This is a genomic window from Paenibacillus sp. NPDC058174 (assembly GCF_042883865.1).
Taxonomy (GTDB): domain Bacteria; phylum Bacillota; class Bacilli; order Paenibacillales; family Paenibacillaceae; genus Pristimantibacillus.
This window is the reverse complement of record NZ_JBHVUY010000001.1, coordinates 1,632,169-1,657,026: the sequence shown is the minus strand read 5'-3', so window position 1 is coordinate 1,657,026 and position 24,858 is coordinate 1,632,169. Positions and strand designations below refer to the sequence as shown.

Sequence of the window (24,858 nt, the reverse complement as noted above, 5' to 3'; positions counted from 1 at the left end):
GGCCGGATGGACGGAAGAGACTGGAATCTTTTTTTGCAGCCATATGAACAAGCGGTTGAAGAGCTGAAAGTAAAGTTTAAGACGATGCGGGTAGAGCTCAAAATGAGGGAGGCGTATGCCCCAATCGAATTCGTCACCGGCCGGGTGAAGAAAATATCGAGCGTACTGGAGAAGGCAAAGCGTCTAAACGTTCCGGCGGATCAATTGGAGACCGGAATTGAGGACATTGCCGGCATTCGGATTATGTGCCAGTTCGTGGACGACATCCGCCGTGTGGCGGAGCTTATCCGCTCGCGCAAAGACTTGTCCCTCGTATACGAGAAGGATTACATTACGAATTATAAGGACAGCGGCTACCGCAGCTACCATATGATTGTCGAATATCCGGTGCAAACGGCGCTTGGCCAAAAAATCGTGCTGGCGGAAATTCAAATCCGGACGCTGGCGATGAACTTCTGGGCAACGATTGAGCATTCGCTCAATTATAAGTATAAGGAAAGCCTGCCGGAGGATGTGAAGGAAAGGCTGAAGAAAGCGGCGGAGGCGGCTTTTCAGCTGGATACCGAAATGTCGAGCATCCGGCATGAAATATTGGATGCGCAGCGGGGCTTCGAGGAAGGGGCCAATGTGGTCTCCAAGGTGCTGAGCAGCATTCAGGATCTCTACTTCTATCACCGGATCCGGGAAGCGGCGCAATTTCAAATGAAATTCAATGAGCTGTGGGAGCAGAATGATATGTTCGGCTTGAAGCAGCTGGCGATGGATATTGAGGCGGCCATTATTCGCGCCAAGAAGAATAACCAGAGCTGAACGGCTTAAGGCTATTCTTGCTTACCCCCTTGTCATGCCATGCGGCGCGTCGAGGGGGTTCTTTATGGATGGCTTGACCAAATCATCAGGAGGAACTTATATGGCTGGCTTTTTGCCGCTTGCATTTACTAATAAGATGGAGAAGCTGCTCGGCGGCAAGGAATACGAAAGATTCATCGATTCGTATCAGGCTCCGCGCGTTTATGGTCTCCGTATTAACCGGCTGAAGCTGGATACGGCGCATTGGAAAAGTCTGTCCCCGCTTGGCGAAGCCGTTCGGCCGATTCCGTGGGCAGAGGACGGCTTTTATTACGCAGAAGGGGAGAGACCCGGGAAGCATCCGCATTATCATGCCGGCCTGTATTATATCCAGGAGCCAAGCGCGATGGCGCCGGTTGAGCTGCTGGATGTGCAGCCGGGACACCGCGTTCTCGATCTATGTGCGGCACCAGGCGGCAAATCGACGCAAATTGCCGGGAAGCTGCAAGGAAGCGGCGTCATTGTCAGCAATGACAACGCGAAGGAGAGAACGAAGGCATTGGCGAAAAATATCGAGCTGGCCGGTGTTCGTAATGCCGTTGTTCTGAATGAGGAACCTGCTGCGCTTGCCCGAGTGTTCAGCAGTTGGTTCGACCGGATACTCGTCGATGCTCCATGTTCTGGCGAAGGCATGTTCCGCAAGGACGAATCGATGATCGCGGAATGGGAAAAGCATTCCATCGAGCGCTGCTCGGTCATGCAGTGCTCCATCTTGAAGGATGCGGCACAAATGCTCGCTCCCGGCGGGAAGCTGGTCTATTCGACCTGTACGTTCTCACCGGAGGAGAACGAAGCGCAGATTGCATTGTTTTTGGCGGAGCATCCGGATTTTGAAGTGGTGCCGGTTAAGCCGCAGTATGGGTGGACAAGCGGACAGCCCGATTGGCTTGCGGAAAGCGAAACGGCTGGCCTCTCTGATGAGCGGCTTGCGTTTATTGGCGGAACCGTCAGGCTGTGGCCGCAAAACATTGAAGGCGAGGGCCATTACGCCGCTCTGCTTCAGCGTAAAGACAATGGCGAAGGCGGCAGCAGCCGTGAGTTGGAGCTGGAGGAAGCCGGCGATGTATCGTTTGAGCCGCGGCCTTCGCATGGAAAGAGGGCTGACCATCGCGGAGGCAGAGGAGATAACGGTGCCGCGTTGCGGGCATCAGAGAAACGCGGCGGCTCCGGGAAAGACGGCAAGCTTCGCAAGACGGCTGGCGGCAAAGGGAGCGGTGCGTCCCGCCAGTCAGACACGGCCTTGGACCCGTTGGCCGCTTGGCGGGCTTTTGCAGAAGCGCAGCTCTCCGGCGTATTTGATGATGGGACAGCCCGGCTTCAAGCCTACGGTTCCCGTATATATTTACAGCCGCAGGGGCTGCCGCCGCTGGATGGTCTTCGCGTCATCCGCGCAGGCTGGTTCATTGGCGAAATGAACAGCCGCGGGGTGTTCGAGCCGTCGCAGCCGCTGGCAATGGGCTTGCGCCAAGAAGAGGCGCTGCGTACACTCAATTGGAGCGCGGACGATCCGAGTGCGGTACGTTATTTGAAGGGGGAAACGCTATTTGTAGAGCCTCCTAAGTTGAACGTATCCGCGGATGAGGAGAATGAGCGCGGAATTAATACACCCCCTTTTAAAGGCTATGTGCTCGTATGCGTGGATGGATTCCCGCTGGGGTGGGGGAAATATGCCGATGGCAGAATGCTCAAAAACGAGCTCCCGGCAGGATGGAGGTTGATCTAGGCAATGGCGAAGAAAATGAGGCTGGACAAGCTTCTTGCTCATACCGGCTACGGTTCGAGAAGCGAAATTAAAAAGCTGGTTAAGCAGGGCGTTATACAGGTGGACGGAAAAACAGCCAAGGACAGCGGCTTGACGGTTGATCCGGAGGTGCAGGAAGTAACGGTTGACGGAGAGGCTGTCGTCTATCGTGAATTTATTTATTTGATGCTCAACAAACCTCCGGGTGTTATCTCAGCGACGGAGGACCGGCGGGAGAGAACCGTAATTGATCTGCTTGAAATCGACGATCAGATTATGGAGCCGTTTCCTGTCGGCCGGTTAGATAAAGATACAGTTGGACTGCTGCTGCTGACGAACGACGGTCAATTGGCACATGAGCTGCTTTCGCCGCGAAAGCATGTTCCTAAGACCTATGAGGCTCGCGTTGAAGGAGACGTTGGCGCCTCGGATCAAGAGGCTTTTGCAGCAGGCGTAACACTTGATGACGGTTATGTGACGATGCCGGCAGAGCTCGCTATTAACGGCAAGGAACAGGCGGGTGAGAGCGTCGTGTCTTCTATTTCCTTAACGATCATGGAAGGCAAGTTTCATCAAGTAAAGCGGATGTTCGAAGCGGTCGGCAAAAAAGTGATCCACTTGAAGCGGGTGTCGATGGGGCCGCTTGCACTCGATGAGCAGCTTGAGGAAGGGGCTTACCGCGAATTGACGGAGGAGGAGCTGGAGCTTCTTAGGAGGCGCGGCTAAAGGCTTATCAAACCAAAAAAACCGCGGGGAGCTAAACTCCCTGCGGTTTTTTCGCATGTTTTGAGTTCAGAGGGGGTGCTTACCAAATCCCTCTGGAGATGATAACCAGAAGAATGAACAGGACCAGGATGAACCCTGCTGCCGAGCCTCCATGTACACCAGACATGCAAATTCCTCCCCGTACATAAATTCCGGCGGTTATGCAGTCGACGCCTTGCCGCTCGGTATACTCTATCATATGTAAAAAGCCCGGTTTCGAATGGACGGATATCACGGTTCCAATACATTTGGGCATCTGGGGGAGAAAGAGGAGCAGCGTTTCGGGGCAGGGAACTTAAGGACAAATGAACGGGCTCGGCAATTGTACCGAGCCCGTTGTTTGATGTTATTAACTGCGTCCGCGGCGATTGCCGGATGGGCCGGACGGGCGTGTGCCCCGGCTGCTGGAGCGCGGGCCGCCTGACTTGCCGCCGCCGCTACGGCTGCCGCTGGAGGAGCGTTCGCTGCGCTCCTTGCTGGAGCTGCGTGTACCGCCCCATGATGCTGGCCCCTCTGGCGATCCGGCGCTGCGTGCGCCTCTGCCATCACGTGCAGGAGCACCGCTGTTGCGTACGCCCCGGCCTTCGCGTGCAGAAGCGCCGCTTTCGCCGCGCGAGCCTCGTCCTTCACGTGCAGGAGCACCGTTCCGGCCTCCACGGCCAGCAGCGCCTGCGCTGCGCGAACCTCTGGCGGTTTCGCGCTCTTGCTGCCAAGGATTCTCGCTTACGCCGGATACTTCGGCTTCGCTGCGTTTGTTCCTGCTGCTGCCAGTTCCAGTCCGGTTGTCGCGTGCGGTTCTGCCGCCGCTTCTGCCAGCACTGCTGCCGCCGCGACCACGGCCGCGATCATTCGCGCCTGCTTTCGCATTGCGCTCTCCGCCTCCGCGGCGTCCGCCGCGCTCTGCACCGTTGCCGCCTTTGTCGGAAGCTTTGGCTGAAGCTCTCGGCGTGCTGCTTGCAATAAGATTGCCTTCCGAGTCGATTGCTCTCCGTTCGAGAACGGCATTAATGCTGCGCTCGATGTGCTGAATCGCCCCCCGGTCATACGGCGATACGAGCGTTACGGCAACGCCTCGTTGTCCCGCGCGGCCGGTACGGCCGATCCGGTGGATGTAAATTTCCGAATCCTGCGGCACATCGTAGTTGAAGACGTGGGTCACGCCTTCAACGTCAAGGCCGCGGGCCGCGACATCGGTCGCAACAAGAATTTGGAGTCTCGCGTCACGGAACCGCTTCATGACTTGCTCGCGTTTCGCTTGCGTCAGATCGCCGTGCAGCTCATCGGAAGCGAAGCCGTGATCCTGCAGCGCTTCATTAAGTTTTTTCGCGCGTACCTTCGTCCGGCAAAAGACGACCGCCAAGTAAGGGCGGTGCTGCTGAATCAGGTGAATAAGCGCATCCTGGCGTCCGCGGTCGGTCGTTTCGACGACAAGCTGTTTAATGCTGTCCAGCGTAACGTTCGCGCTTTTGATCCGAATGTCGACAGGCGTCTTCATATAATTTTCCGCAAGACGTTTAATGGCGTCCGGCATCGTTGCGGAGAACAGCATCGTCTGGCGCGCGCGAGGCGTTTGATCGATAATGCCTTCAACCTCCGACAAGAAGCCCATATGAAGCATTTGGTCCGCCTCATCAAGTACCAGCATGCGCAGCTTGCCGAGACTGATCGTCTCGCGTTTCATATGATCGATCAGGCGGCCCGGCGTCGCTACAACGATATGTGGCGCATTGTTCAGCTTGCGGATTTGGGCGACGACATCTTGGCCGCCGTATGCGGCAAGCACCTTAGCTCCAACTACAGGTGCAAGCTTTTTTAGCTCGCTCGTAATTTGAATCGCCAGCTCGCGAGTCGGCGTTAAGATGAGAGCCTGCACCTGCTCCTTCGTTACGTCGATTCGTTGCAATATCGGCAAGGCAAACGCGATCGTTTTGCCTGTTCCAGTCTGTGCTTGGGCAATGACGTCTTGTCCTGCAAGCAGCACGGGAATTGCCTTCTGCTGCACGGGAGTCGGCGTTGTAATTCCTTCGTGATGAAGCTTGTCCGTAAGCTCGGGAATGATGCCCATGGTCGTGAATTCGGTTGACATTAGTTTAATTTCCTCATTTCATCTGTTTCGTATGGTGTTTAGTATAACAGTTGTCTTCTAGATGTGCATCTTTTGGCAGCATATGCTATGCTGTTTTTCATAAAATGCTAGCTGTAAAGGAAGGATTGCCGTGAACGGAACAGAACGCGCCCATGTAAAGCCCGGGCTTGAGGTCGATATTGTATTGAAGCAGGATCAGCGGACAGGGAAGCTGACGCGGGGAATCGTTAAAGATTTGCTGACGAAATCGGCGAATCATCCGCATGGAATTAAAGTGAGGCTGGCAGACTTTCAAGTCGGCCGCGTTAAGCATATTCACGGGTCATAAGGAGCGAGCGGCGTGGCATTCGGAATTAAGAGAGCCGAGATGAATGAATGGAAGCGAAAGGTGTCTCAAGGCGAGATTGCATACTTGACCCATTATTGGCTCGATCCCAGGTTCCCAAATATGAAGACCGTCACGAAGGTCGGGTGTTCCGATCTCGACAAGCTGGCGGCGTGGTGCAGAGACAACGGGCTTAATCCCCGTTATATTCATGCCAGAGAAGAATATCCGCATTTCGATCTGCTTGGGCCGAAGCAGATCGAAATTTTGAAGCGCGAGAAACTATTCGACCAGCTGGAACGTTTTCACTTGTAGTTAACAGAGCTTGGACGAGCATACGGAAGTGGGTGGGCGAATGAGAATCGTAGTACGCGCTGCGGCTGCGATCGCAATTTTCTTATATACGTTTCTGTTAGTATATTGGATGTTTGTCGGGTTTGGCAGGCAGGCGAGAAGAGGCGGGGAAATGATGTATAACCTCATGCCGCTGTCCACGATCAAAAACTATTTTATTTACTTTGACCACTATAGCTTTACTACTTGGCTGATTAATATAGGCGGCAATGTGCTCGTCTTTATTCCGTTTGGCGTTTGCTTGCCGCTGGCATTCGGGTGGGGCTTCAAGAAAATGATGATTAATTTCATTGTGTTTATCTCGACGCTGGAAGTGCTGCAGATGGTAACCAGGCGAGGCAGCCTGGACGTAGATGATGTGTTGTTGAACAGCTTGGGTGCGGCGATCGGCTACGGCGTGTACAAGCTAGTCTTCGGAACGCGGTTTATTCCGCAAAAAACCGGACACAGCCGTAAAGCTTGACGCTTTGCGGTTTGTGTCCGGTTTTTTTTGCTGGAAAAGCTATTAAATAAGAAGCTCCAGCCATTGCTCTGGCGTTACGGGTCCGAAGTAGTAAGGCAGGTCCGTATCGGATAAAACGGCCTTTAAAGCTTCAGCATCGTAACGCACGCCGACCAGCTTGTCTGCAAACTCGCTGCTGTCGCCGCGGCCGAAAAAGTCGCCATATACGGAAGCGCCGGCAATGACGCCTTCCTCAACTTGGAGGCGAACGTCGAAGGTACCAGCCCCCTCGATCCGTTTGGTCTGCCGCATATTGAAGGCCGGGGAACGGCCGTAATTCCATTCCCAGCTGCGATAGCGGTCTTCCGCCAGCTTCCGCACATTGGCCTCGTCCTGCTCGGTCAGCTCATAGAACGGAATCTCTTGCTCATCTTCGAAAATCGAAGCGAGAATGCTTTGACGGAACTGCTCGATCGTAATCGGCTCGCTTAAAAATTCAGAAATATTCGCTACGCGGCTGCGAATCGATTTGGTCGATTTAGATACATATTTCTCTGCATTCACTTTCAGCGCCGAGACGACATTTTCGATTTCGGAATCGAACAGCAGCGTGCCGTGGCTGAACATTTTACCCTTTGTGGAGAACTGTGCATTGCCGGAAATTTTCCGTTCTCCGACTTGCAGGTCATTCCGGCCCGTCAATTCAGCTTCAACACCCAGCTTGCGGAGCGCCCGCACGACAGGCTCGGTAAATTTTTTGAAATTATGAAAGGACTGGCCGTCATCCTTCATAATAAAGCTGAAGTTCAAGTTGCCCAGATCATGATAGACGGCGCCGCCGCCGGAAAGCCGGCGAACGACATGGATGCCGTTTTCCTTCACATAATCCGCATTGATTTCCTCAACTGTATTCTGGTTCTTGCCGATAATGATAGACGGTTCGTTTATGTAGAACAGCAAATAATCGTCGTCGTCCGGCAGCGACCGCAGCACATATTCCTCCAGTGCCAGGTTAAGCGTCGGGTCGGTAATGCCTTTGTTGCTAATGAAACGCATATCGGTCTCTCCTTTTTGTATATAAGTCAACAAGCCTTCATTTCAATAGTATAACCTTCCTTTGTCTATATTGCATTTATTAGATGGACACAAGGCACGGTGAAAATAATTATGGTTCAACGGGAACTTTTATTGCTCTTAACCAGACTTAATAATGGGAGGTGTTGAGGCTGGAGACGCATTATTTGCAGCATTTGGCGGCCGGCTATGACCGCGGCGCCGTACTGGAGGAGCTCATGGGGCAATACGGCGGCGATTTGTGGCGCTTCGCTTATTTTCTGACGAAGCGGGCAGATGCGGCGGATGATGTTGTGCAGGAGGTGTTTCTTGCCGTTTATGAGCAGATATATGCTTTTCGCGGCGAAAGCTCGGTGCGCGGGTGGCTGCTTACGATGACAAGAAATAAAAGCTATTCCTATTTGAAAACGGCCTTTGTCCGAAAGGTGACGCTAATGGACGTAATGGACTTCGGCTCCACATCGCCGTCTGCGGAGAACGAGCTGCTGCTCCGGGAGGATGTTCGAGAGCTGTGGGATTCCGTTATGGAGCTTCCGCTAAAGTTTCGCGAGGTGCTCATTCTGGATTACCACTATGGCATGTCCATCCGGGAAATGGCATCCCTTCTTCACTTATCGGAGGGGACGGTCAAATCGAGAAGCCATCGTGCTAAAGGAAAGCTAGCCCGCTTATTGAAGGCGACCAAAGGAGTTGATCGAATATGAAGGACGACAATCAGCCCGGCATACCTGAATGGAGCAGGCGAATGAAGGAGTCGCCGTTCCTGCAGGAGCCTTTTACCGAAAATTTGAAAGAAAAAATTCGGAGCGAAACGGCGAAAGGGACCGTTCGCAAAAAGAAGGCAAACCGGTTACGCTGGCGTGTTGGAGGAATTGCGGCGGCAGCTGCGCTGATCGTTTATGCGGTGTGGCTTGCACTGCCTAATCAGATTGGGCATTTGCTAATTGCGACGTCGGATCCGGTACAGCTTGAACAACGTACAACCTATGCTCGCGAGGGCAGGGAGCTGCTGGAGATGCTGCCTGGCGGCGATTTCGAAGCAGGCACTCCGCAAGGGCTTATCATTTCGTTCAAAGAGCCGTTTAAGGTCTACGAGGGCAAGACGATCTCGATAAAAGCCATACATGCCGAGTCTGGCATAGAGGAGACAATCGTTGCAGGCGATAAAATAACGGAGCCAAGCAGCGGCTACGACACGCTTTCCCGGTACGCGATTGCCGGAGCGGGGGTTCCTTTATCGGGGTATTGGCGGTTTACGGTGGAGCTGGACAGCGTATTTTACGGTGATGCCGTGCTTAAAGCGACAGAGCCTGCATGGGAGGAAAGTCAGACCTTCGTCTCGGGCTCTTATTCGGTACGAGGCATACCTGGACGGCTGGGTGTGACGGATTATCCATTTGTCGCCGGGCAAGCGAATAAATATATGTGGTGGCTATGGGGCGAGGAAAGCGAGCTGCAGGGCGAGTTCAAGGCGGTAGCGGCAAAAGAAGGGGGAACCGGGTTGATTGAGCTGTTCTCTATCCCTAGTACGGGATCCTCCGTAGCCGATTACGCGGACCGGTATTTCCCGTCATCGCTCATGCTTCCAGAGGCCGGCAGATGGCGCATTATGGCGTATGTCGACGGCAAACTGCTGGGCAGTATTACAGTGACGGCTGAGGAGCCGGAGGAATAACGCTGATTGCTTGTCCGATATCTTGACATGAGCGCGCCGCTTCTTTAATATATAAGAAAGCTAAGCTAATTTTTTTGAAAAATATAATTGGCGTTGAAGAGGAACAGTAATGTCGTGTTGCAAGGCTAAGAGAGCCGGCGGATGGTGCAAGCCGGACCTGCAGCGATATGAACTCGCCTTGGAGCCGCGCGTGAACAGCGCGCCGTCTCGGCCTGCGTTAAAGGCATTGAGTGAGCGGAAGGCAAAGCATGCCGGCCGTTAACTAGGGTGGTACCACGGGAGCAATCTCTCGTCCCTAGCGATAATACGCTAGGGGCGGGAGTTTTTTTATTTGACCAGCAGATATGAGAGGAATGTGTGACAATGAGTCAGGAAAAGCAGCAATTTCACAGCTATAATCCGCTTACGGTTGAGCCGAAGTGGCAAAAGTTCTGGGACGACAACAAAACGTTCGCAACGACAGAGGACCCGGGAAAACCGAAGTTCTATGCACTGGATATGTTCCCTTATCCTTCCGGAGCAGGCTTGCATGTAGGCCATCCGGAAGGTTATACAGCTACCGATATCGTATCCCGCTATAAGCGGATGCGCGGTTACAACGTATTGCATCCGATGGGCTGGGACGCATTCGGATTGCCAGCGGAGCAATACGCGATGCAGACGGGAAATCACCCGCGTGATTTCACGGTAGAGAACATCAACAATTTCCGCCGTCAGATTAAAGCATTGGGCTTCTCCTATGACTGGGACCGTGAATTCAGCACGACCGATCCCGATTATTACAAATGGACGCAATGGATTTTCATCCAGTTATATAAGAAAGGTCTTGCTTATGTAGCCGAAGTTCCGGTCAACTGGTGCGAAGCGCTTGGTACGGTTCTGGCGAATGAGGAAGTCATCGACGGCCTTAGCGAACGCGGCGGTCACCCGGTAGTCCGTAAGCCGATGCGCCAATGGATGCTCAAAATTACAGAATATGCGGACCGGCTGCTTGACGATCTGGAAGAGCTCGACTGGTCGGAGAGCATCAAGGATATGCAGCGCAACTGGATTGGCAAATCGACTGGCGCAGAAGTCACCTTTGCGATTGACGGTCATGAAGCTTCGCTCGTCGTATTTACAACCCGTCCGGACACGCTGTTTGGCGCTACTTACTGCGTACTGGCTCCGGAGCACGAGCTGGTTGAGCAAATTACGACGGAAGCACAGCGTCAAACCGTTGTCGACTACCAAAAGACGGCATCGCATAAAAGCGATCTGGAGCGCACGGACCTGGCGAAGCATAAAACCGGCGTATTTACCGGTGCTTATGCAATCAACCCGGCTAATGGCGTAAAAACGCCAATATGGATCGCTGACTATGTACTGGCCGGTTACGGCACAGGCGCTATTATGGCGGTTCCTGGCCATGACGTTCGCGACTGGGAGTTCGCGAAGCAGTTTGATCTGCCGATTATCGAAGTTGTACAGGGCGGCGATGTAACGCAAGAGGCTTATGCAGGAGACGGTCCTCACGTCAATTCCGATTTCCTTAACGGATTGAATAACGAGGCTGCAATTGCAGCAATGATTGAGCATCTGCAGGCTTCCGGCAAAGGACAGGGCAAAGTGACCTACAGACTGCGCGATTGGCTGTTCAGCCGTCAGCGTTACTGGGGTGAGCCGATTCCGGTTCTTCATCTGGAAGACGGAACGATGAAGACGGTGCCGGAAGATCAGCTGCCGCTGGTACTGCCGGATGTCGATGCGATTAAGCCGTCAGGCACAGGCGAATCGCCGCTTGCGAATGTAACGGAGTGGGTTAATACGATCGATCCGGAGACGGGCATGAAAGCGCGCCGCGAGACGAACACGATGCCGCAATGGGCGGGAAGCTGCTGGTACTACCTGCGCTTTATCGATCCGCACAACGACAAGGAAATCTGCTCGCCTGAGAAACAGAAGGAATGGCTGCCAGTCGACTTGTACATTGGCGGAGCCGAGCATGCGGTGCTTCACTTGCTGTATGCGCGCTTCTGGCACAAAGTGCTCTATGATATCGGCGTAGTCAACACGAAAGAGCCGTTCCACAAGCTTGTCAACCAAGGGATGATTCTGGGCACGAACAATGAGAAAATGTCCAAATCCCGCGGCAACGTCATTAATCCGGACGATATCGTCAACGAATTCGGCGCAGACACGCTGCGGATGTATGAAATGTTCATGGGGCCGCTGGAGGCGACGAAGCCTTGGAACACGAACGGGGTGGAAGGCAGCTACCGCTTCCTCAGCCGTGTATGGCGTCTCTTCATTAATGAAGAGGACGGCAGCCTGAATGCGAAGGTCGATGCCGGAGAGCCAAGCGAAGCTTTCAAACGGGCATGGCACCGCACAATTAAGAAAGTTACCGACGACTTCGAAAACTTGAGATTCAATACGGCGATCAGCCAATTGATGATTTTTGTCAACGAAGCGTATAAATCCGAAGCGCTGCCGAAGCAGGCGATGATCGACTTTGTACAAATGCTGTCGCCGCTTGCACCGCATATTGCCGAAGAGTTGTGGGAAAAGCTCGGCGGTACCGGATCGGTAACGTATGAAGCATGGCCGCAATACGAAGAAAAATGGACGGTTGACCAAGAGGTCGAAATCGTCGTGCAAGTGAACGGAAAAATCGTTGAACGCCTGGCGATCGCCGCTGACACGAATGAAGCGGATATGGAGCGTTTGGCCAAAGAAAACGACAAGGTGCGCGAACTGATAGAGGGCAAAACGATCCGCAAAGTCATTGCGGTCAAAGGCAAGCTCGTCAACATCGTCGCCAATTAATACGGCAAAAAAATGAAGAGGTGGACGGTCGAGCAGCTTTAGAAGCTACTGACCGTTCACCTCTTCGCCGTAGAAGGCGATGGAAACTTTGGCGACATCCTCATTATATTTCGCATGCGTTGTGCGGACAAGCCGGTTGAATACGCCGTCGGTTTCTCTGCGGAGCAATTGAAGCGCTTGAGCGGTAATGCCGCCAGGCACGGCTACCTTGGCTTGGACGTCAGCCAGCGACAAGCCGCCTTCCGTCAGCAGCAGACCTGTGCCGAGCAGCATGGAGGCGACAACCTTGCCTGCTTCCTCCCGCGATATGCCGGTCTCTTCTACAGCGGCGTCTACAAATTGCTCCATCAGACAGCTTACAAAGGCAGGTCCGCAGCTGGACAGGTCGGAGACGATTCGGGTATAAGGCTCTTCGATTTGAAGCGGTTTGCTGATGCGATTAAGCAATACTTCCAGCTTGGCTTCGTCTTCGGCAGACAGTCTGCTGCCATATACGCAAAGCGTAGCTCCGCTAAGTACGGAATTCGTTACGCTGGGGATTACTTTTGCTATTTTGCAAGGCAGCAATTCTTCCAGATGAGCGATTAATACAGGGCTCGTGATGGAGACGATCAATTGCTCAGGACGAATAACCGGCAGCAGCTCGTCGACAACTTTTTTGAATTCGAGCGGTTTGACGCACAGAAAAATAATATCGCTGTTCGCAGCGCAAGCCGCATTCGTAGGTACGGCGCTTATTCCGATAAAACGGCCGGCCAAAGCCAGCGCTTTCGTGTAGGTGCGATTGCTGACGGCGATTTGGCTCGGCTCGAGCGCTCCAGACGTGACGAATGCTTCGATAAGCAGGCTTCCCATCGTGCCCGTTCCGATGAATCCGACCTTCATGTCCAGCCCTCCCGTAGTTGAATGATTTAGCTGAAGCGGATGCGTGTCATTCGCCAGCATCGTGTTCGCTCTTTTACTCTATTCATCAAGACTTGCCCGATATGTCATGATTTCGACCATTTTTTTACTTTTTTATGAAAGGTGGATGACGGAGATGAAAATGAAGGCATCAATGAACAGGAGGACAGAGCGGACTAAGATGTACATTTTGGCTGCTTTGTTCGTATTGGCCGCAGTTATGTTTACGGTTGCTTTTGCACTGCCCAAGGAGGAGAAGGCCAGAGGCTGGGAGCCGCTGAACCGGCCGGTTGAGCAAGCGCTGCTGGAGCTGGAGCCTGATGCAAAGGCGCTGAAGAGCGGGGGAGTGCAGGCTGGAGAGAGTGCGGATAACCAGAATACGGTGAGGGGGCAGGCTGGGGACGGCGCGGAGACCCAAAATACAGGGAGAGGGCAAGCTGGAGAAGACGACGAGGTTTTAAATGCTGGGAAAGCGCAAGCTAGTGGCGGCGAAGACAGCTCAAATGCCGGGAAAGTACATGCCGGGGCGGATGAGGATGATCAGAATGTGCAGAAAGCTCCGCATGGCGATGGAAAGGCTGAAGGCGTTTCCTTCGGGCAGCCCGATACGAAGGGCTCTGGAGGGAAAGAACCGGCTGGACAAGCTGCAGCCGGCGGTGTGAACGGAGAGCAGAAGGCAGCGAATGGGCAAGCGGGCAATAATTCCGGCACTGCCGAAATTGCCGACGCGGATCGCGGGAAGCTGGATATCAATCGGGCGACGGTCGAGCAATTGAAGGGGCTGAAAGGGATTGGTCCGGCCAAGGCGCAGGCGATTGTGAATGAACGGGAACAGCGGGGATTTTTCTCCTCGGCAGATGATCTGCTCCGGGTAAAAGGAATAGGTCCAAAGCTGCTTGCAGGATTGAAAGATAGCATTGTAGCCCGTCCATAAATATGAGAGAATAGGAGAAGGCTGGAGGAAATGTATCCCAGTCCAACCGCGTTCCGGGCAAGGCGCATAGCGTCAAGCGTAGACAGCTGAAATGTCTGTCAGGATCAGCACAAATTATGTTTGAGGAGTTGTCAGTGATGTCAGAACAAGAACAACGCAAGCTCTCACTCGAAACGCTTTCCGTTCACGGAGGCCAGGAAATCGACCCGACTACTTTTTCTCGTGCGGTGCCAATCTACCAAACGACTTCTTACGGTTTTCGGGATACCGATCATGCGGCGAATTTGTTCTCGCTGCAAGAGTTCGGCAACATTTATACCCGTATTATGAACCCGACAACGGATGTATTCGAGAAGCGCGTCGCATTGCTGGAAGGAGCTCCGGCCGCTCTGGCTGTAGGTTCGGGCCAAGCAGCGATCACGTACTCGATTTTAAATATCGCCGGTGCAGGCGACGAAATCGTATCGGCAGCCAGCCTTTACGGCGGAACGTACAACCTGTTCTCCACTACGCTTGCCAAGCTGGGCATTAAAGTAACTTTTGTAGATCCGTCTGATCCGGAGAACTTCCGTGCAGCGATTACGGACAAGACGAAAGCGCTTTACGCTGAGACGATCGGCAACCCGCGCGGCGATATTCTTGATGTAGAGGCAGTTGCTGCCATTGCGCATGAGAACGGCATTCCGCTCATCGTCGACAGCACGTTCTCCAGCCCGTATTTGCAGCGTCCAATCGAGCAAGGCGCGGACATCGTCGTTCATTCGGCGACGAAGTTCATCGGCGGACACGGTACGTCCATCGGCGGCGTTATCGTTGACGGCGGCAAGTTCGACTGGAAAGCAAGCGGTAAATTCCCTGGCTTGACTGAGCCGGACCCAAGCTACCACGGCGTTGTGTACACTGATGCAGTAGGTCCAATCGCTTACATCATCAAAGCAAGAGTACAGCTGCTTCGCGATATGGGCGCTGCGCTGTCGCCATTCAATTCCTTCCTGCTGCTGCAAGGCTTGGAGACGTTGCACCTGCGTATGGAACGCCACAGCTCCAATGCGCTGGCAGTTGCGAAATACCTGGAAACGAATGAAGCGGTAGAGTGGGTTAGCTATCCGGGTCTGGAAAGCCATCCTTCCCACGAGCTAGCGCTCAAATACTTGCCGAACGGCCAAGGCGCGATTCTGACCTTTGGCATTAAAGGCGGGGTTGAAGCCGGCAAAAAAGTAATCAATTCCGTGAAGCTGTTCTCGCACCTCGCGAATGTGGGCGACTCCAAGTCGCTGATCATCCACCCTGCGAGCACGACGCATCAGCAGCTTTCCGCTGACGAGCAGATTTCGGCTGGCGTAACGCCAGGTCTGATCCGCCTTTCGATCGGCACAGAAGGCATCGGCGACATTTTGGCCGATCTGGAGCAAGCGCTTCGCATTAGCCAAGAAGGCTAATCAGCTATTATAATAGTAATAACTAAGCGCAAGCAGTGTCATCTAGAATAGATTTCCGGCGGGCAGCAGGGCTGAAAGAGGCTGAAGGCTAATTGGCTGGCTGGCAGTTATGAGCTGAGGTAAAGAGCTGATGGCTGGGGCTGGAAGCAATAGCTTATGCAAGGGCACCAGCAGATAATCTTAAGCTAAGAGTAGGCCGGAAGCAATCGCTTAGATGAAGTGCAAAGGCGAAGAGCGAGAGCTAAGTGCCAAGAGCGAGAGCTAAGTGCTAAGAGCGAGAGCTGAAAGCCAAAAGCCAAAAGCCAAAGCCCAAAGCCAAAGCCCAAAGCCCAAAGCCCAAAGCCCAAAGCCCAAAGCCCAAAGCCCAAAGCCCAAAGCCCAAAGCCAAACACTTACAGCCGCCTGCTGCCCCTACTGGAGATCTAGCGCAACATGGAAAGGAAGTCGATTCAAATGGCAACGGGTCGTTCGCAGGAAGCGGAACGCAAAGATTGGGACACCTATTTTATGGATATCGCTTATATGGTCTCGACCCGCTCTCGCTGCTCACGCCGTCATGTCGGCGCTTTGCTGGTACAAGGCAAGAAGCTTCTTGGCACCGCATATAATGGCGCGCCAATGGGCGTGCCTGACTGCTCGGAAGCGGGCTGCATGATTGCAGAGGAGCTGGAAATGACTATCGAGAATGGTCAGGAGAAGATGATCAAGAAGCAGCGCTGCATCCGTACGATTCATGCCGAGCAAAATCTGCTATTGTTCACGGATCCGGTAAATCGGGAAGGCTCATCAGTGTATGTGACGGACCAGCCTTGCTGGACCTGCGCGAACATGCTGGCCAACAGCGGCGTCCAAGAAATTGTGTACCATCGGCCGTATCCGAAGGATAGCGATAAAGTATCGCTTCTAATGGAGCAGAAGGGTATTGTTTTCCGCTCCGTTACGGATTACGAACCGCCGCCTCAAGCGGCAATGAGCGTCATATCGTAGCCGGATCGATTCCGGAACCTAACAGTTAACAGAGGAAGAACCTCTGAACCGTCCAAGCGAAAGCTTTGGCCGTTCGGGGGTTCTTTTTTTCGTGCTGAGGGGTAGAGAAGATTTGAGATGTCTGTAGGTAGGGGGGCAGCCAGGCTTGGATTGGCTGGAGGCAGGTTCGTTGCCCTCTGTGCGTTTGGAGTGAACGAATAAGTTGGCTTGATTGTCCGCCCGGCCTTCTGTTGTCCACCATTTGGAGGCGAAGTAAGCCGAAATTCGAGGTAAGCAGTTACATTATAGGCGGTGAGCGGCTTCAAGAGAGAATCAAAATGTAAAAGTACATTTTGATTAGACGAAAATTGCAGAAAAGCACCGTCAAAATGTAAAAATACATTTTGTTTCTAGAAAAAGTCCACTTTTGGCTGTTTTTGTGCTCAACAAACTGTGTTTTTGCATTTTGAAGCGGTAAAACGGCTATTTAAAGCTTTTCAAAATGTACTTTTACATTTTGTTTTGGGATACGTAAGCTAGTGGAGCCGGATATAAGAAAGAGAGACTGTGACGTTGGTGGATTAAGGGTAGTGGTGAGAGAGAATGGGATTGCTTAAGTGAGATGGGGTAGGGGTAGGGGCAAGGGCCGGAGCAGAATCAGGGTAGGGCCGGAGCAGAGCAAGAGCAAGAGCAAGAGCAAGAGCAAGAGCAAGAGCAAGAGCAAGAAGGAGTGAATGGGATGTTGAACCGAAGACCGATTGTATGGTTCGCCGTCTGCTGGGTGTTTGGCAGCGCGGCTGCGGCGGCAATGTCAGCAGCCGCGATGGGGCTTGCAGTTGCAGCGCTAGTTGTAACAGCGCTGGCGCTTGTGCTTTGCAGGCAGGCGACGCCGCGTCTAGCCGTCGTATGCCTGCTAGGCTGCTCGGTCGCCGCAGGGGAACGGTTGTGGGCGGATGCCCGCAACGTGACGGCGCTGCCAGAGCTGCTCTCCGCCGCAGAGGCGGCAACGCCAAGCACTTCCTACCAAGTGGAAGTGCTTGGCGTCATAGGGTCGCCGGTCGAAATCGACGGCGACCGTGCGATGTTTCGCGTGACGGCGGAGACCGTCAGCGTTGGAGGCGAAGCGGCGCCGCGGCAGCTGCGCGAGCGCCTGCTTGTGCATGTGCGGCTGGAGCAGCAGCCGCACCAGGCGGTCGCCGCCGAGTGGCAACGCGGCGACCGCGTGCGCATAGCCGGCGAGCTTACGCTGCCGGCAAGCTCATCCAACAGCGGCGGCTTTGATTACCGCCGCTATCTGAGCAGCCAGAAGATACACTGGCTGCTCAAAGCAAAGGGCATCGGCGCCGTCGAAGTGTCGCCGGGCCCCGGGTGGTCCGCGGCCGCGCTGCTCGGCCGCGTAGACCAAGCGCGCGGATGGCTGGGCGCACGCCTTGGCAGCATGTATCCGTCCGATCAGTCCGGATACATGCAAGGCCTGGTCCTCGGCATTCGCGAGGACCTTGATCCCCAGCAGTTCCAGCAATTTTCACGCCTCGGCTTAACGCATATACTGGCTATCTCTGGTCTTCATGTCGCTGTGTTTATGTACGTGCTTGGAGCTGTCCTGCGCTTTATGAGAATGACTCGGGAGCGTATGCTTGTGACGCTTATGTTCGCCGTACCGGTCTATGTGATGCTTGCCGGGGCATCTCCTTCCGTCATAAGGGCCGGTCTGATGGCAGTGCTCGGATTGCTGGCCGCGCGTATGGACAAGCTGAAGGACGGTCTGCATCTACTTGCGGCAGCAGCGGTTCTGATGCTGGCATGGGAGCCCTACTATATCGGAGATGTCAGCTTCCAGTTAAGCTTTATTGTAACGGCAGGGCTGATTATCGGCGTACCGCGACTGCGAAAAACGATGCCCGATTGGAAAAGGGGAAGATGGCTGCTTGATTTGACAGCCGTAACCGTTGTCGCCCAAGCAGCTTCGTTTCCGGTTTCCATCTATTATTTTAACCAGTTTCATGTGCTCTCGCTGCCCGCAAATTTACTGCTCGTCCCGTTTATTAGTTCCATCGTTATGCCGATTGGCGCGATAGCATTATTCATTGGCTCATTCTGGTATCTGGGCGGCAAGCTGCTGGCGATAGCAAGCATCTATGGAAATAATGTTACCTTCTGGCTTGTCGATCAAATGGCTCAAGTCGACTTTTTACGCTCGATATGGGCGACTCCGCCAATTTGGTGGATTGCAGCCTGGTATGTACTGTTTATAGCTGCTGTCAGGCTTCTCCCGTCAACTAAGACCAGCTTACAAGCTCAAATGGAGCAGCCGGAAGAAACAACAGATCTTTCTCTCCCGGCTGAAGAGCAAGAGGCGCTTACCGCACATCCAGGCACGAAATGGCGAAGCCGAGCTTTATGGCTGGTCGGATTAGGAGCAGCAGTCCTTCTTTTTTACGCTTATTACCCTGATATGCTGAACCGGGACGGCACAGTGCACATACTTGACGTTGGCCAGGGAGATGCCATTTATGTTCGGACGCCAGAAGGGAAAAGAATGCTGATTGACGGGGGAGGCACGTTGAGCTTCCGCAAGCCGGGCGAGGAGTGGCGGGACAGAAGTGACCCGTTTGAGGTTGGAAAAAAGGTGCTCGTTCCTTTGCTGATGAAACGCGGTGTACATAAGCTCGATCTGCTCGTCATTTCTCATTTGGACAGCGATCATATTCGGGGTTTGACGGCGGTGATCGAGACGATTCCGGTAAAAGGAATATTGTGGAACGGAAGCATGAAGAAGGTTGAGGATGCACAAAGCCTGCTGAAGCTTGCGGTAAAGCAAAAAATTCCGTTATACCGTGCAGAGGCCGGCCAGCAATGGAAGCTTGGAGATGATACGGCATTAACAGTTTTGTGGCCTGAAGCCGTCTCTCCAAACGAGCAAGCAGATATTCCAATCGAGAAGGATCAAAATCCGCGAAGCGTTGTCCTGCATTTGAGCATGTATAACAGTAGCTTCCTATTGACGGGCGATATTGATTCTCCGACTGAAAGCGCCATTAATCGTCTATGGCGCGATGCGCCGCCAATATCGGGTAATTGCTGCAGCAGCGTTGATGTGCTGAAGGTTGCCCATCATGGCAGCCGATATTCAACTTCAGATGAATGGCTCCGATTTTGGCATCCGTATCATGCAGTGGCCTCTGTTGGCGCAACCAATACTTACGGTCATCCTCATCCCGATGTTATCGGCAGGCTAAAATCCGCAGGCAGCGATTTTTTGCGAACCGATGTCTATGGAGAAGTTAGTTATAAAGCCAATAAGAAGGGACTGTTCGTCAGCACAATTAAAAATAGCAACTAGCCGAGCCCGGATTTTGGCATTTGAGGATTTATTGAGTATGTCTCGTGTGATCAGCTTATTGTAACAAGCTGCTTTATTAGCGTGGATTGCCGTTTTTTGACGATAAAATCGTGTTATTAGTCTGTGAGCAACCAAGGGGCTGCACCGCGCGCCTCCAGGCGCGGTTTTCTGTCACGCGTCGGCTGTCAAACCAGCATAGCACTTGAATCAATGGTTTAAACCTTAACGGCGATCGGAACATCCTTGAACAACCGATAGCGAAGCTGATTCGCTATACAACGAATGAAAATTCGTTATCGAGAGTGCTTGCACCCCTCAATTTCTCTGTAACGAATCAAATTTCGCTATTCATGAACTTCGATTCGCGAATAGCGAAAATTAATTCGTTCTCTTGGGGATCGTTGGTAATATTCTGGGCACTAACGAATTCGGCTTCCTTAAATAGCGAACTGGGTTCGCTCCATAATAATCTCACCCATCAGCAACATCACTCCAATCCAAAAAAGTCCATTGAATGGACATCAGCATTAAAATAAGCCTGATATAAGAGATTTGACCACCGCCGACATGCGACTGAGCACCATGTGCCGCGATAGTATTGCTCGCCGGGAGAGCACATGCTGCACGGAAAACGACATTTTACACGCCATGAATCATTCGATATGCCCCAATGATCGCTCTAAATGCTCGCCAATACAGATCTGACGCATCTGGATGGCAATATCATTCACCTTGGCAAAAGTCATGAGATGCTCAGTACAGCACGTTCAACGCAAATTCATGATCATATATGTACAAACATGTCTGGTGACGTTTACTAAAAATGACTGCCGTATCTTGCATACCATGCACGATATACTATCTACAACACACCTATCACGAGTGCACAATATGTCCGCCTTCGCTTCCATAATAAGCTCCAGAAGACAATTTATAGCTTCATTACGCCTTTTCCACTAGCAACTCCCTCTATACGGAGTTGTTTTTTTTTGATATCCTTTACTGTGGAGTTTTCTATTTAGTACAGCACAAAACGAGCCTATTGAACTAGATTTCTCGTTTGAATATGCAATCCATAACATAGGACTAAATAAAATAAAGTAATAATTCATTCATTAGTGCAACATTCATTGCAGCCTGCTCGTCAAAGAGGTTGCAAGAGAGGAGGAGCCCTCGTGGTGGAGCCGGATCTCATTAGAGCCGCTCAGTCGGGTGATCGCGACGCTTTAATTACTCTTTTGCGAGAGATTGAAACCCATGTTTATCGGACAGCCTACTATATATTAAATAATGAGCAGGATGCGATGGATGCAGCGCAGGAAGCGCTGATTCGAATTTATACGAAAATCGGCTCATATGAGGAAAAGGCTCAGTTCAAAACATGGATACAACGAATAGTAACGAATATTTGTATCGACAAGTTTAGAAGAAGCAAGCCAACCGTATCCATCGAGGAGCATGATATGGTTTTTCGAGAAAAGCAAAATGTGGAGAACGAGGTTATGTCCGCATATGCAATTCAAGATATTCGAACTGCCATTGACAAGCTGCCTGAACATCATCGTGCTGTCGTCGTCCTTCGCTATTTGCAGGACTTCTCTTATAACGAGATTGCAGATTCCCTTGATCTGCCGTTGAATACGGTCAAATCCTACTTATTCAGAGCTAGGCAACAGCTTCAAACGTTACTTCAAGATTATCAGAAAGGTGGTGTCCGGGGATGAATTGCCAAGAGGTGATTGAATTAATGCATAGGCAGCTTGACGGTGATCTTGACGAACAAGAGCATCAGCTTTTACTCAAGCATACCAGGCAATGTCCGGACTGCGCTGCGATGTTTGAACGGCTTAAGAAGCTGTCGTCCGAGCTTGAAAATTTACCTAGAGTAATGCCTAGCTATAGTTTGGTCGATGCGATTATGCCGCAGTTGGAACAGCTTGAATCTCACCGCATTTCGGAAGCGGCATCCATGGAGACTTCTGAAGTGAAGCCGGGCGGCAGAAATTCGGCGCCAAGGCGAAGAAAACCGGGATGGCGGATGTGGAGCGGTGCAATCGCAGCAAGTGTAGTGGCAGGTATGTTTATCGTCTCTTATAATGCAGGACTATTTGACAACAGTTCGAGCGATAATATGAGCCTCAGCAATACTGTAGCGGATTCAGCTACTGCTGATTCAAACAAATCACTTTCGCGAGAAGTGAAGAAGTATGCGTTCGATGAGCAGGCGGCTGGCGAAGTGAACGTAGAATCCTTCAATCATGAAGCTGCTAATGCGCCGGCTAGCAAAGAGAATCCGATTCCAGAGTATCCACAGAAAGATGATACTCAGAAGATTTTTACAGGTGGCGTGATCGACAAAAGCGGCGGCAATTCTTCTTCTAATGGCGGAGGAACCGGAGACGCAGCTGGTAGCGAGCAGGGACAAAAGCCAGAGGGACTTGCACCCGACAACTCTGCACTGCTTACAGCAGCTTCGGCAGACGGTGTCTATGTCGCACAGTCATCAGGCTTTGTGGTTCGTATTTCGAAGGCGGACGAAGTTGTATTTGAAACGCCGCGCAAAAACGGACAAATATCGAAGATGACCTGGTCGGAAGACAATAATCAATTGACTTACGAAATTCAGCTGGATCAAGGCGGCATGGAACGCTATGTCGTGGACGTAGCACAGTTGAAGGAAACGAAAGCGGATCATTGATTTGAAGAAAACGGCAGGTTATTCGCACACTTTTCGGTTCAGGCGCGTATAGTGTAGAACAAAGAAGTCTGCGGCGAACCTTGATCGTCGTATGACCATCCGCAGGGACGGTACCATGGACCTGCCTGCCGGTGTTTATATAGATGTTCAGGGACAAAGGGATGAGGCCGAACAGGCGCATCCCTTTGTTGCCGTTCAATTGCAATTGAAGGGAGTAAGCGGCGAAATGGATGCAAAAGAAGCGTTGAAGGAAATAAAAAACGGCAAGTTTCGTCCGGCCTACGTGCTCTACGGCAGTGACCGGTACCGGATACAGCAGTTCGCCGATACGCTGGCGGAAGCGATGTTCACGCCGGATGAGCGGGAGTTTGGCATCGTTAAATTCGATACGTCGGAGACGCTGATTGATGAAGCGGCTCTTGAGGCAGAGACGCTTCCATTTTTCGTTGAGCGCAAGCTCGTTATCGTTAAGGACGCGGCCGTATTTGCTGCTGGCGGCAAAGAGGGCGGCAAACTGGAGCATAAGACGGAACGGCTGCAGCAATATCTCGATATTCCTTCGGAAACGACGGTTATGCTGTTTATCGTGAATGCTGAAAAGCTGGACGAGCGCCGCAAGCTCGTGAAAATGCTGAAGGACCGCAATGCGCTGCTGCCATTCCAGGAGCTGGATGCCTCAGAGCTGAAACGCTGGGTCGTGAAGCGGGCGGAAGAGCAGCATCGCAGTATGACTCCAGATGCGGCTGACCTATTGCTTGCCCGGGTTGGCGCACATATGCAGCAGCTGGCGATTGAAATGGACAAGCTCTGCCTGCATGCCGGGGAAGGCGGCGTTATCGGTGTTGAACAAGTTGAACTGTTAACCGCTTCTACCGTTGATGAGGATGTTTTTGCGCTTGTAGATTCCATTGCGGAGCTGCAGGTGGACAAAGCGCTGCGTTTGTATCGTTCATTGTTGTTGCGGCGTGAGGAGCCGATTAAGATCGCAGCCCTTATCGCCAGGCAGCTCCGCATTATGCTGCAGATTAAAGAGCTGGAGCAGCATCGCTATACGCCGCAGCAGATGGCGGGACAGTTGGGGCTCCATCCATATGCGGTGAAGCTGGCAGCCGAGAAAAGCCGCAAGTTTGCGGTGTCGCGCCTTGGCGTCCTGCTGGCATCCATAGCCGATCTCGATTTTCGAATGAAAACCGGTGCTGTAGACAAAGTATTGGGTCTTGAACTCTACTTACTGGCGCTTGGGACGAAGCAAGGGGCTTAGCAGACAGCTGCAGCTAGGCTTGTTTAGATTGCGGAGAAACCGGCACATTACGAATTTATCTTGTTTTAACGAATGTCGGGCAAATGAGCATTACAAGTGCCATGGCTTAAAACGGCATGAAGCGGGGGACAAACAGGGTATCACTGACCTCGATTAGCGCGCAGCAGACATTCAGATGTGAAATCTAGCCACACTACCGGTCTCTCCCGCTATCAAAATGCAAAAGTGCATGCTGATCAGCCTAAAAAGGCCTAAAACAGCGCTCAATGAAATGACTCGATTTCATGTTTTAACAGGTTTTTGAGCCAATCAAACTGCACTTTTGCATTTTGATGCGGAAAATCGTCGAAATATGAGCCGACAAACTGCAGATTTACATTTTGATTTTTCCACACCTTGTGCCTCCCGAAGAGAGGTGCCATCACGACACGAAGCTTGGTCGCACGTCGGCAGTCAAACCTTTGTTTTGTTATCCCTGTTATCCCTGTTAGCCTTAGCTAGCTTTGCAATAAAGCAAACGATAATGGCTCCCAGCGCGAGGGTTGACATTACATAACGGTGGTCCGTCACATGTTGGATACCAAACAGATGGCGGTAAATCACATATACATATTGATAAGGTTGAACGTTTATCGCCTTAGAAATTGTCACAGCAGATTCTATCCAAGCAATATCTGCGCGAAAATCCGTCTCACAACAATCAGAGCCTAGCCGCCAGCTAGGCTCTTTTCTTCTGCGCAGAAACAACCGCATGCGCTGCTAATCCTTAAAACATCCTGCCCGACTCAATCAAACTAAAAAAAGGCTTCACATCTCGGTAACCCGGGATGTGAAGCCTTTTCCGTAAAGCGGTATCGCTTATTAAGCTTGTGCCGAAAGGGCGTTCAGCTTTTTAGCAAGACGAGATTTTTTGCGGGAAGCCGCATTTTTATGAATCAGGCCTTTAGTAACCGCTTTGTCCAATTTTTTCGTTGCAGCGACGAGAGCAGCTTTAGCTGCGTCTACATCAGTGCCAGCGATTGCTTGGTCAGCAGATTTAACAGCCGTACGAAGCGCGGATTTTTGGGAAGCGTTCAAAGCGCGACGTTTTTCGCTCGTTTTAACGCGTTTGATTGCGGATTTAATGTTTGGCATCGAGTTTCACCTCCTACATAGTTTGCCGAAAAAGCATAGTGCGTAAGTTGGTTCTATTCTA

At 52.2% G+C, this 24,858-nt stretch carries 20 protein-coding genes and 1 other annotated feature; of the genes, 16 read left to right on the top strand and 4 right to left on the bottom strand.

Annotation, left to right across the window (positions count from 1 at the left end):
• Positions 1-6: 6 nt before the first annotated feature.
• The 3 genes from yjbM to ACFVVF_RS07595 all read left to right on the top strand — a co-directional run bounded on the left by yjbM (position 7) and on the right by ACFVVF_RS07595 (position 3,316).
• On the top strand, positions 7-810 hold the full coding sequence (yjbM, locus tag ACFVVF_RS07605; protein ID WP_387806843.1) for a GTP diphosphokinase: 804 nt from the start codon (positions 7-9) through the stop codon (positions 808-810).
• A gap of 100 nt (positions 811-910) precedes the next feature.
• A complete protein-coding gene (locus ACFVVF_RS07600; protein ID WP_387806841.1) occupies positions 911-2,572 on the top strand; it encodes an RsmB/NOP family class I SAM-dependent RNA methyltransferase in 1,662 nt (553 codons plus the stop codon).
• 3 nt (positions 2,573-2,575) lie between these two features.
• The gene (locus tag ACFVVF_RS07595; protein WP_387806839.1) at positions 2,576-3,316 is read left to right on the top strand and encodes a pseudouridine synthase; all 741 of its coding nucleotides are present in this window, start codon (positions 2,576-2,578) and stop codon (positions 3,314-3,316) included.
• Between the two features lie 388 nt (positions 3,317-3,704).
• Here ACFVVF_RS07595 and ACFVVF_RS07590 read toward each other — a convergent pair whose 3' ends face one another.
• A complete protein-coding gene (locus tag ACFVVF_RS07590; protein ID WP_387806837.1) occupies positions 3,705-5,441 on the bottom strand; it encodes a DEAD/DEAH box helicase in 1,737 nt (578 codons plus the stop codon).
• Between the two features lie 130 nt (positions 5,442-5,571).
• On the opposite strand from ACFVVF_RS07590, the gene ACFVVF_RS07585 reads away from it, so the two are divergent.
• From ACFVVF_RS07585 to ACFVVF_RS07575, 3 genes are read left to right on the top strand one after another with little or no spacing between them, the layout of a single operon-like run.
• The gene (locus ACFVVF_RS07585; RefSeq protein WP_387806836.1) at positions 5,572-5,769 is read left to right on the top strand and encodes a YwbE family protein; all 198 of its coding nucleotides are present in this window, start codon (positions 5,572-5,574) and stop codon (positions 5,767-5,769) included.
• Positions 5,770-5,781: 12 nt separating this feature from the next.
• A complete protein-coding gene (locus ACFVVF_RS07580) occupies positions 5,782-6,081 on the top strand; it encodes a hypothetical protein (protein ID WP_387806835.1) in 300 nt (99 codons plus the stop codon).
• A 40-nt stretch (positions 6,082-6,121) separates the two neighbouring features.
• A complete protein-coding gene (locus ACFVVF_RS07575; RefSeq protein WP_387806833.1) occupies positions 6,122-6,583 on the top strand; it encodes a VanZ family protein in 462 nt (153 codons plus the stop codon).
• A gap of 42 nt (positions 6,584-6,625) precedes the next feature.
• Here ACFVVF_RS07575 and lplA read toward each other — a convergent pair whose 3' ends face one another.
• Positions 6,626-7,618, bottom strand: a complete 993-nt coding sequence (gene lplA / locus ACFVVF_RS07570) for a lipoate--protein ligase (RefSeq protein WP_387806831.1) — start codon at positions 7,616-7,618, stop codon at positions 6,626-6,628.
• A gap of 164 nt (positions 7,619-7,782) precedes the next feature.
• Here lplA and ACFVVF_RS07565 point away from each other — a divergent pair, with 164 nt between their 5' ends.
• The 3 genes from ACFVVF_RS07565 to leuS all read left to right on the top strand — a co-directional run bounded on the left by ACFVVF_RS07565 (position 7,783) and on the right by leuS (position 12,119).
• Entirely contained in the window at positions 7,783-8,340 is a 558-nt protein-coding gene (locus ACFVVF_RS07565) for an RNA polymerase sigma factor (protein WP_387806830.1), read from the top strand.
• Positions 8,337-9,311 carry a DUF4871 domain-containing protein gene (locus ACFVVF_RS07560; protein ID WP_387806828.1) on the top strand — a complete coding sequence of 325 codons (975 nt, stop codon included), beginning with the start codon at positions 8,337-8,339 and terminating at the stop codon, positions 9,309-9,311. The genes ACFVVF_RS07565 and ACFVVF_RS07560 overlap by 4 nt, the downstream gene beginning before the upstream one ends.
• Positions 9,312-9,395: 84 nt before the next feature.
• Positions 9,396-9,611: a binding site (T-box leader), on the top strand.
• Between the two features lie 63 nt (positions 9,612-9,674).
• Positions 9,675-12,119, top strand: coding sequence for a leucine--tRNA ligase (gene leuS, locus ACFVVF_RS07555; protein ID WP_387806826.1), 2,445 nt, complete (start codon positions 9,675-9,677; stop codon positions 12,117-12,119).
• Between the two features lie 45 nt (positions 12,120-12,164).
• Here the strand turns inward: leuS and comER are convergent, their stop codons facing one another.
• On the bottom strand, positions 12,165-13,004 hold the full coding sequence (comER, locus tag ACFVVF_RS07550; protein WP_387806825.1) for a late competence protein ComER: 840 nt from the start codon (positions 13,002-13,004) through the stop codon (positions 12,165-12,167).
• A gap of 172 nt (positions 13,005-13,176) precedes the next feature.
• Between comER and ACFVVF_RS07545 the strand changes: the two genes are divergently transcribed.
• From ACFVVF_RS07545 to holA, 7 genes are all read left to right on the top strand, one after another.
• Positions 13,177-13,956 (top strand): ComEA family DNA-binding protein, encoded by a 780-nt coding sequence (locus ACFVVF_RS07545; RefSeq protein ID WP_387806823.1) that lies wholly within the window; start codon positions 13,177-13,179, stop codon positions 13,954-13,956.
• A 137-nt stretch (positions 13,957-14,093) separates the two neighbouring features.
• Positions 14,094-15,395: a homocysteine synthase gene (locus ACFVVF_RS07540; RefSeq protein WP_387806822.1), complete on the top strand. Its 1,302-nt coding sequence runs from the start codon at positions 14,094-14,096 to the stop codon at positions 15,393-15,395.
• A 453-nt stretch (positions 15,396-15,848) separates the two neighbouring features.
• On the top strand, positions 15,849-16,382 hold the full coding sequence (locus ACFVVF_RS07535; RefSeq protein WP_387806820.1) for a deoxycytidylate deaminase: 534 nt from the start codon (positions 15,849-15,851) through the stop codon (positions 16,380-16,382).
• 718 nt (positions 16,383-17,100) lie between these two features.
• Positions 17,101-19,704: a DNA internalization-related competence protein ComEC/Rec2 gene (locus tag ACFVVF_RS07530; protein ID WP_387806818.1), complete on the top strand. Its 2,604-nt coding sequence runs from the start codon at positions 17,101-17,103 to the stop codon at positions 19,702-19,704.
• 1,175 nt (positions 19,705-20,879) lie between these two features.
• A complete protein-coding gene (locus ACFVVF_RS07525) occupies positions 20,880-21,428 on the top strand; it encodes an RNA polymerase sigma factor (protein WP_042162806.1) in 549 nt (182 codons plus the stop codon).
• The gene (locus tag ACFVVF_RS07520; RefSeq protein ID WP_387806816.1) at positions 21,425-22,402 is read left to right on the top strand and encodes an anti-sigma factor; all 978 of its coding nucleotides are present in this window, start codon (positions 21,425-21,427) and stop codon (positions 22,400-22,402) included. The genes ACFVVF_RS07525 and ACFVVF_RS07520 overlap by 4 nt, the downstream gene beginning before the upstream one ends.
• A gap of 91 nt (positions 22,403-22,493) precedes the next feature.
• Complete coding sequence (holA, locus tag ACFVVF_RS07515; RefSeq protein ID WP_387806814.1) at positions 22,494-23,663, top strand: DNA polymerase III subunit delta; 1,170 nt, start codon at positions 22,494-22,496, stop codon at positions 23,661-23,663.
• Between the two features lie 861 nt (positions 23,664-24,524).
• On the opposite strand, the gene rpsT is transcribed toward holA, so the two are convergent.
• On the bottom strand, positions 24,525-24,797 hold the full coding sequence (gene rpsT, locus ACFVVF_RS07510) for a 30S ribosomal protein S20 (RefSeq protein WP_042162805.1): 273 nt from the start codon (positions 24,795-24,797) through the stop codon (positions 24,525-24,527).
• Positions 24,798-24,858: the final 61 nt, after the last annotated feature.

Coding starts and splice junctions, on each gene's coding strand:
- ACFVVF_RS07600 (WP_387806841.1), top strand. CDS start 911: ATGGCTGGCTTTTTGCCGCTTGCATTTACTAATAAGATGGAGAAGCTG.
- yjbM (WP_387806843.1), top strand. CDS start 7: ATGGACGGAAGAGACTGGAATCTTTTTTTGCAGCCATATGAACAAGCG.
- ACFVVF_RS07545 (WP_387806823.1), top strand. CDS start 13,177: ATGAACAGGAGGACAGAGCGGACTAAGATGTACATTTTGGCTGCTTTG.
- ACFVVF_RS07595 (WP_387806839.1), top strand. CDS start 2,576: ATGGCGAAGAAAATGAGGCTGGACAAGCTTCTTGCTCATACCGGCTAC.
- ACFVVF_RS07535 (WP_387806820.1), top strand. CDS start 15,849: ATGGCAACGGGTCGTTCGCAGGAAGCGGAACGCAAAGATTGGGACACC.
- lplA (WP_387806831.1), bottom strand. CDS start 7,618: ATGCGTTTCATTAGCAACAAAGGCATTACCGACCCGACGCTTAACCTG.
- holA (WP_387806814.1), top strand. CDS start 22,494: ATGACCATCCGCAGGGACGGTACCATGGACCTGCCTGCCGGTGTTTAT.
- ACFVVF_RS07540 (WP_387806822.1), top strand. CDS start 14,094: ATGTCAGAACAAGAACAACGCAAGCTCTCACTCGAAACGCTTTCCGTT.
- comER (WP_387806825.1), bottom strand. CDS start 13,004: ATGAAGGTCGGATTCATCGGAACGGGCACGATGGGAAGCCTGCTTATC.
- leuS (WP_387806826.1), top strand. CDS start 9,675: ATGAGTCAGGAAAAGCAGCAATTTCACAGCTATAATCCGCTTACGGTT.
- ACFVVF_RS07590 (WP_387806837.1), bottom strand. CDS start 5,441: ATGTCAACCGAATTCACGACCATGGGCATCATTCCCGAGCTTACGGAC.
- ACFVVF_RS07575 (WP_387806833.1), top strand. CDS start 6,122: ATGAGAATCGTAGTACGCGCTGCGGCTGCGATCGCAATTTTCTTATAT.
- ACFVVF_RS07520 (WP_387806816.1), top strand. CDS start 21,425: ATGAATTGCCAAGAGGTGATTGAATTAATGCATAGGCAGCTTGACGGT.
- ACFVVF_RS07530 (WP_387806818.1), top strand. CDS start 17,101: ATGTTGAACCGAAGACCGATTGTATGGTTCGCCGTCTGCTGGGTGTTT.
- ACFVVF_RS07560 (WP_387806828.1), top strand. CDS start 8,337: ATGAAGGACGACAATCAGCCCGGCATACCTGAATGGAGCAGGCGAATG.
- rpsT (WP_042162805.1), bottom strand. CDS start 24,797: ATGCCAAACATTAAATCCGCAATCAAACGCGTTAAAACGAGCGAAAAA.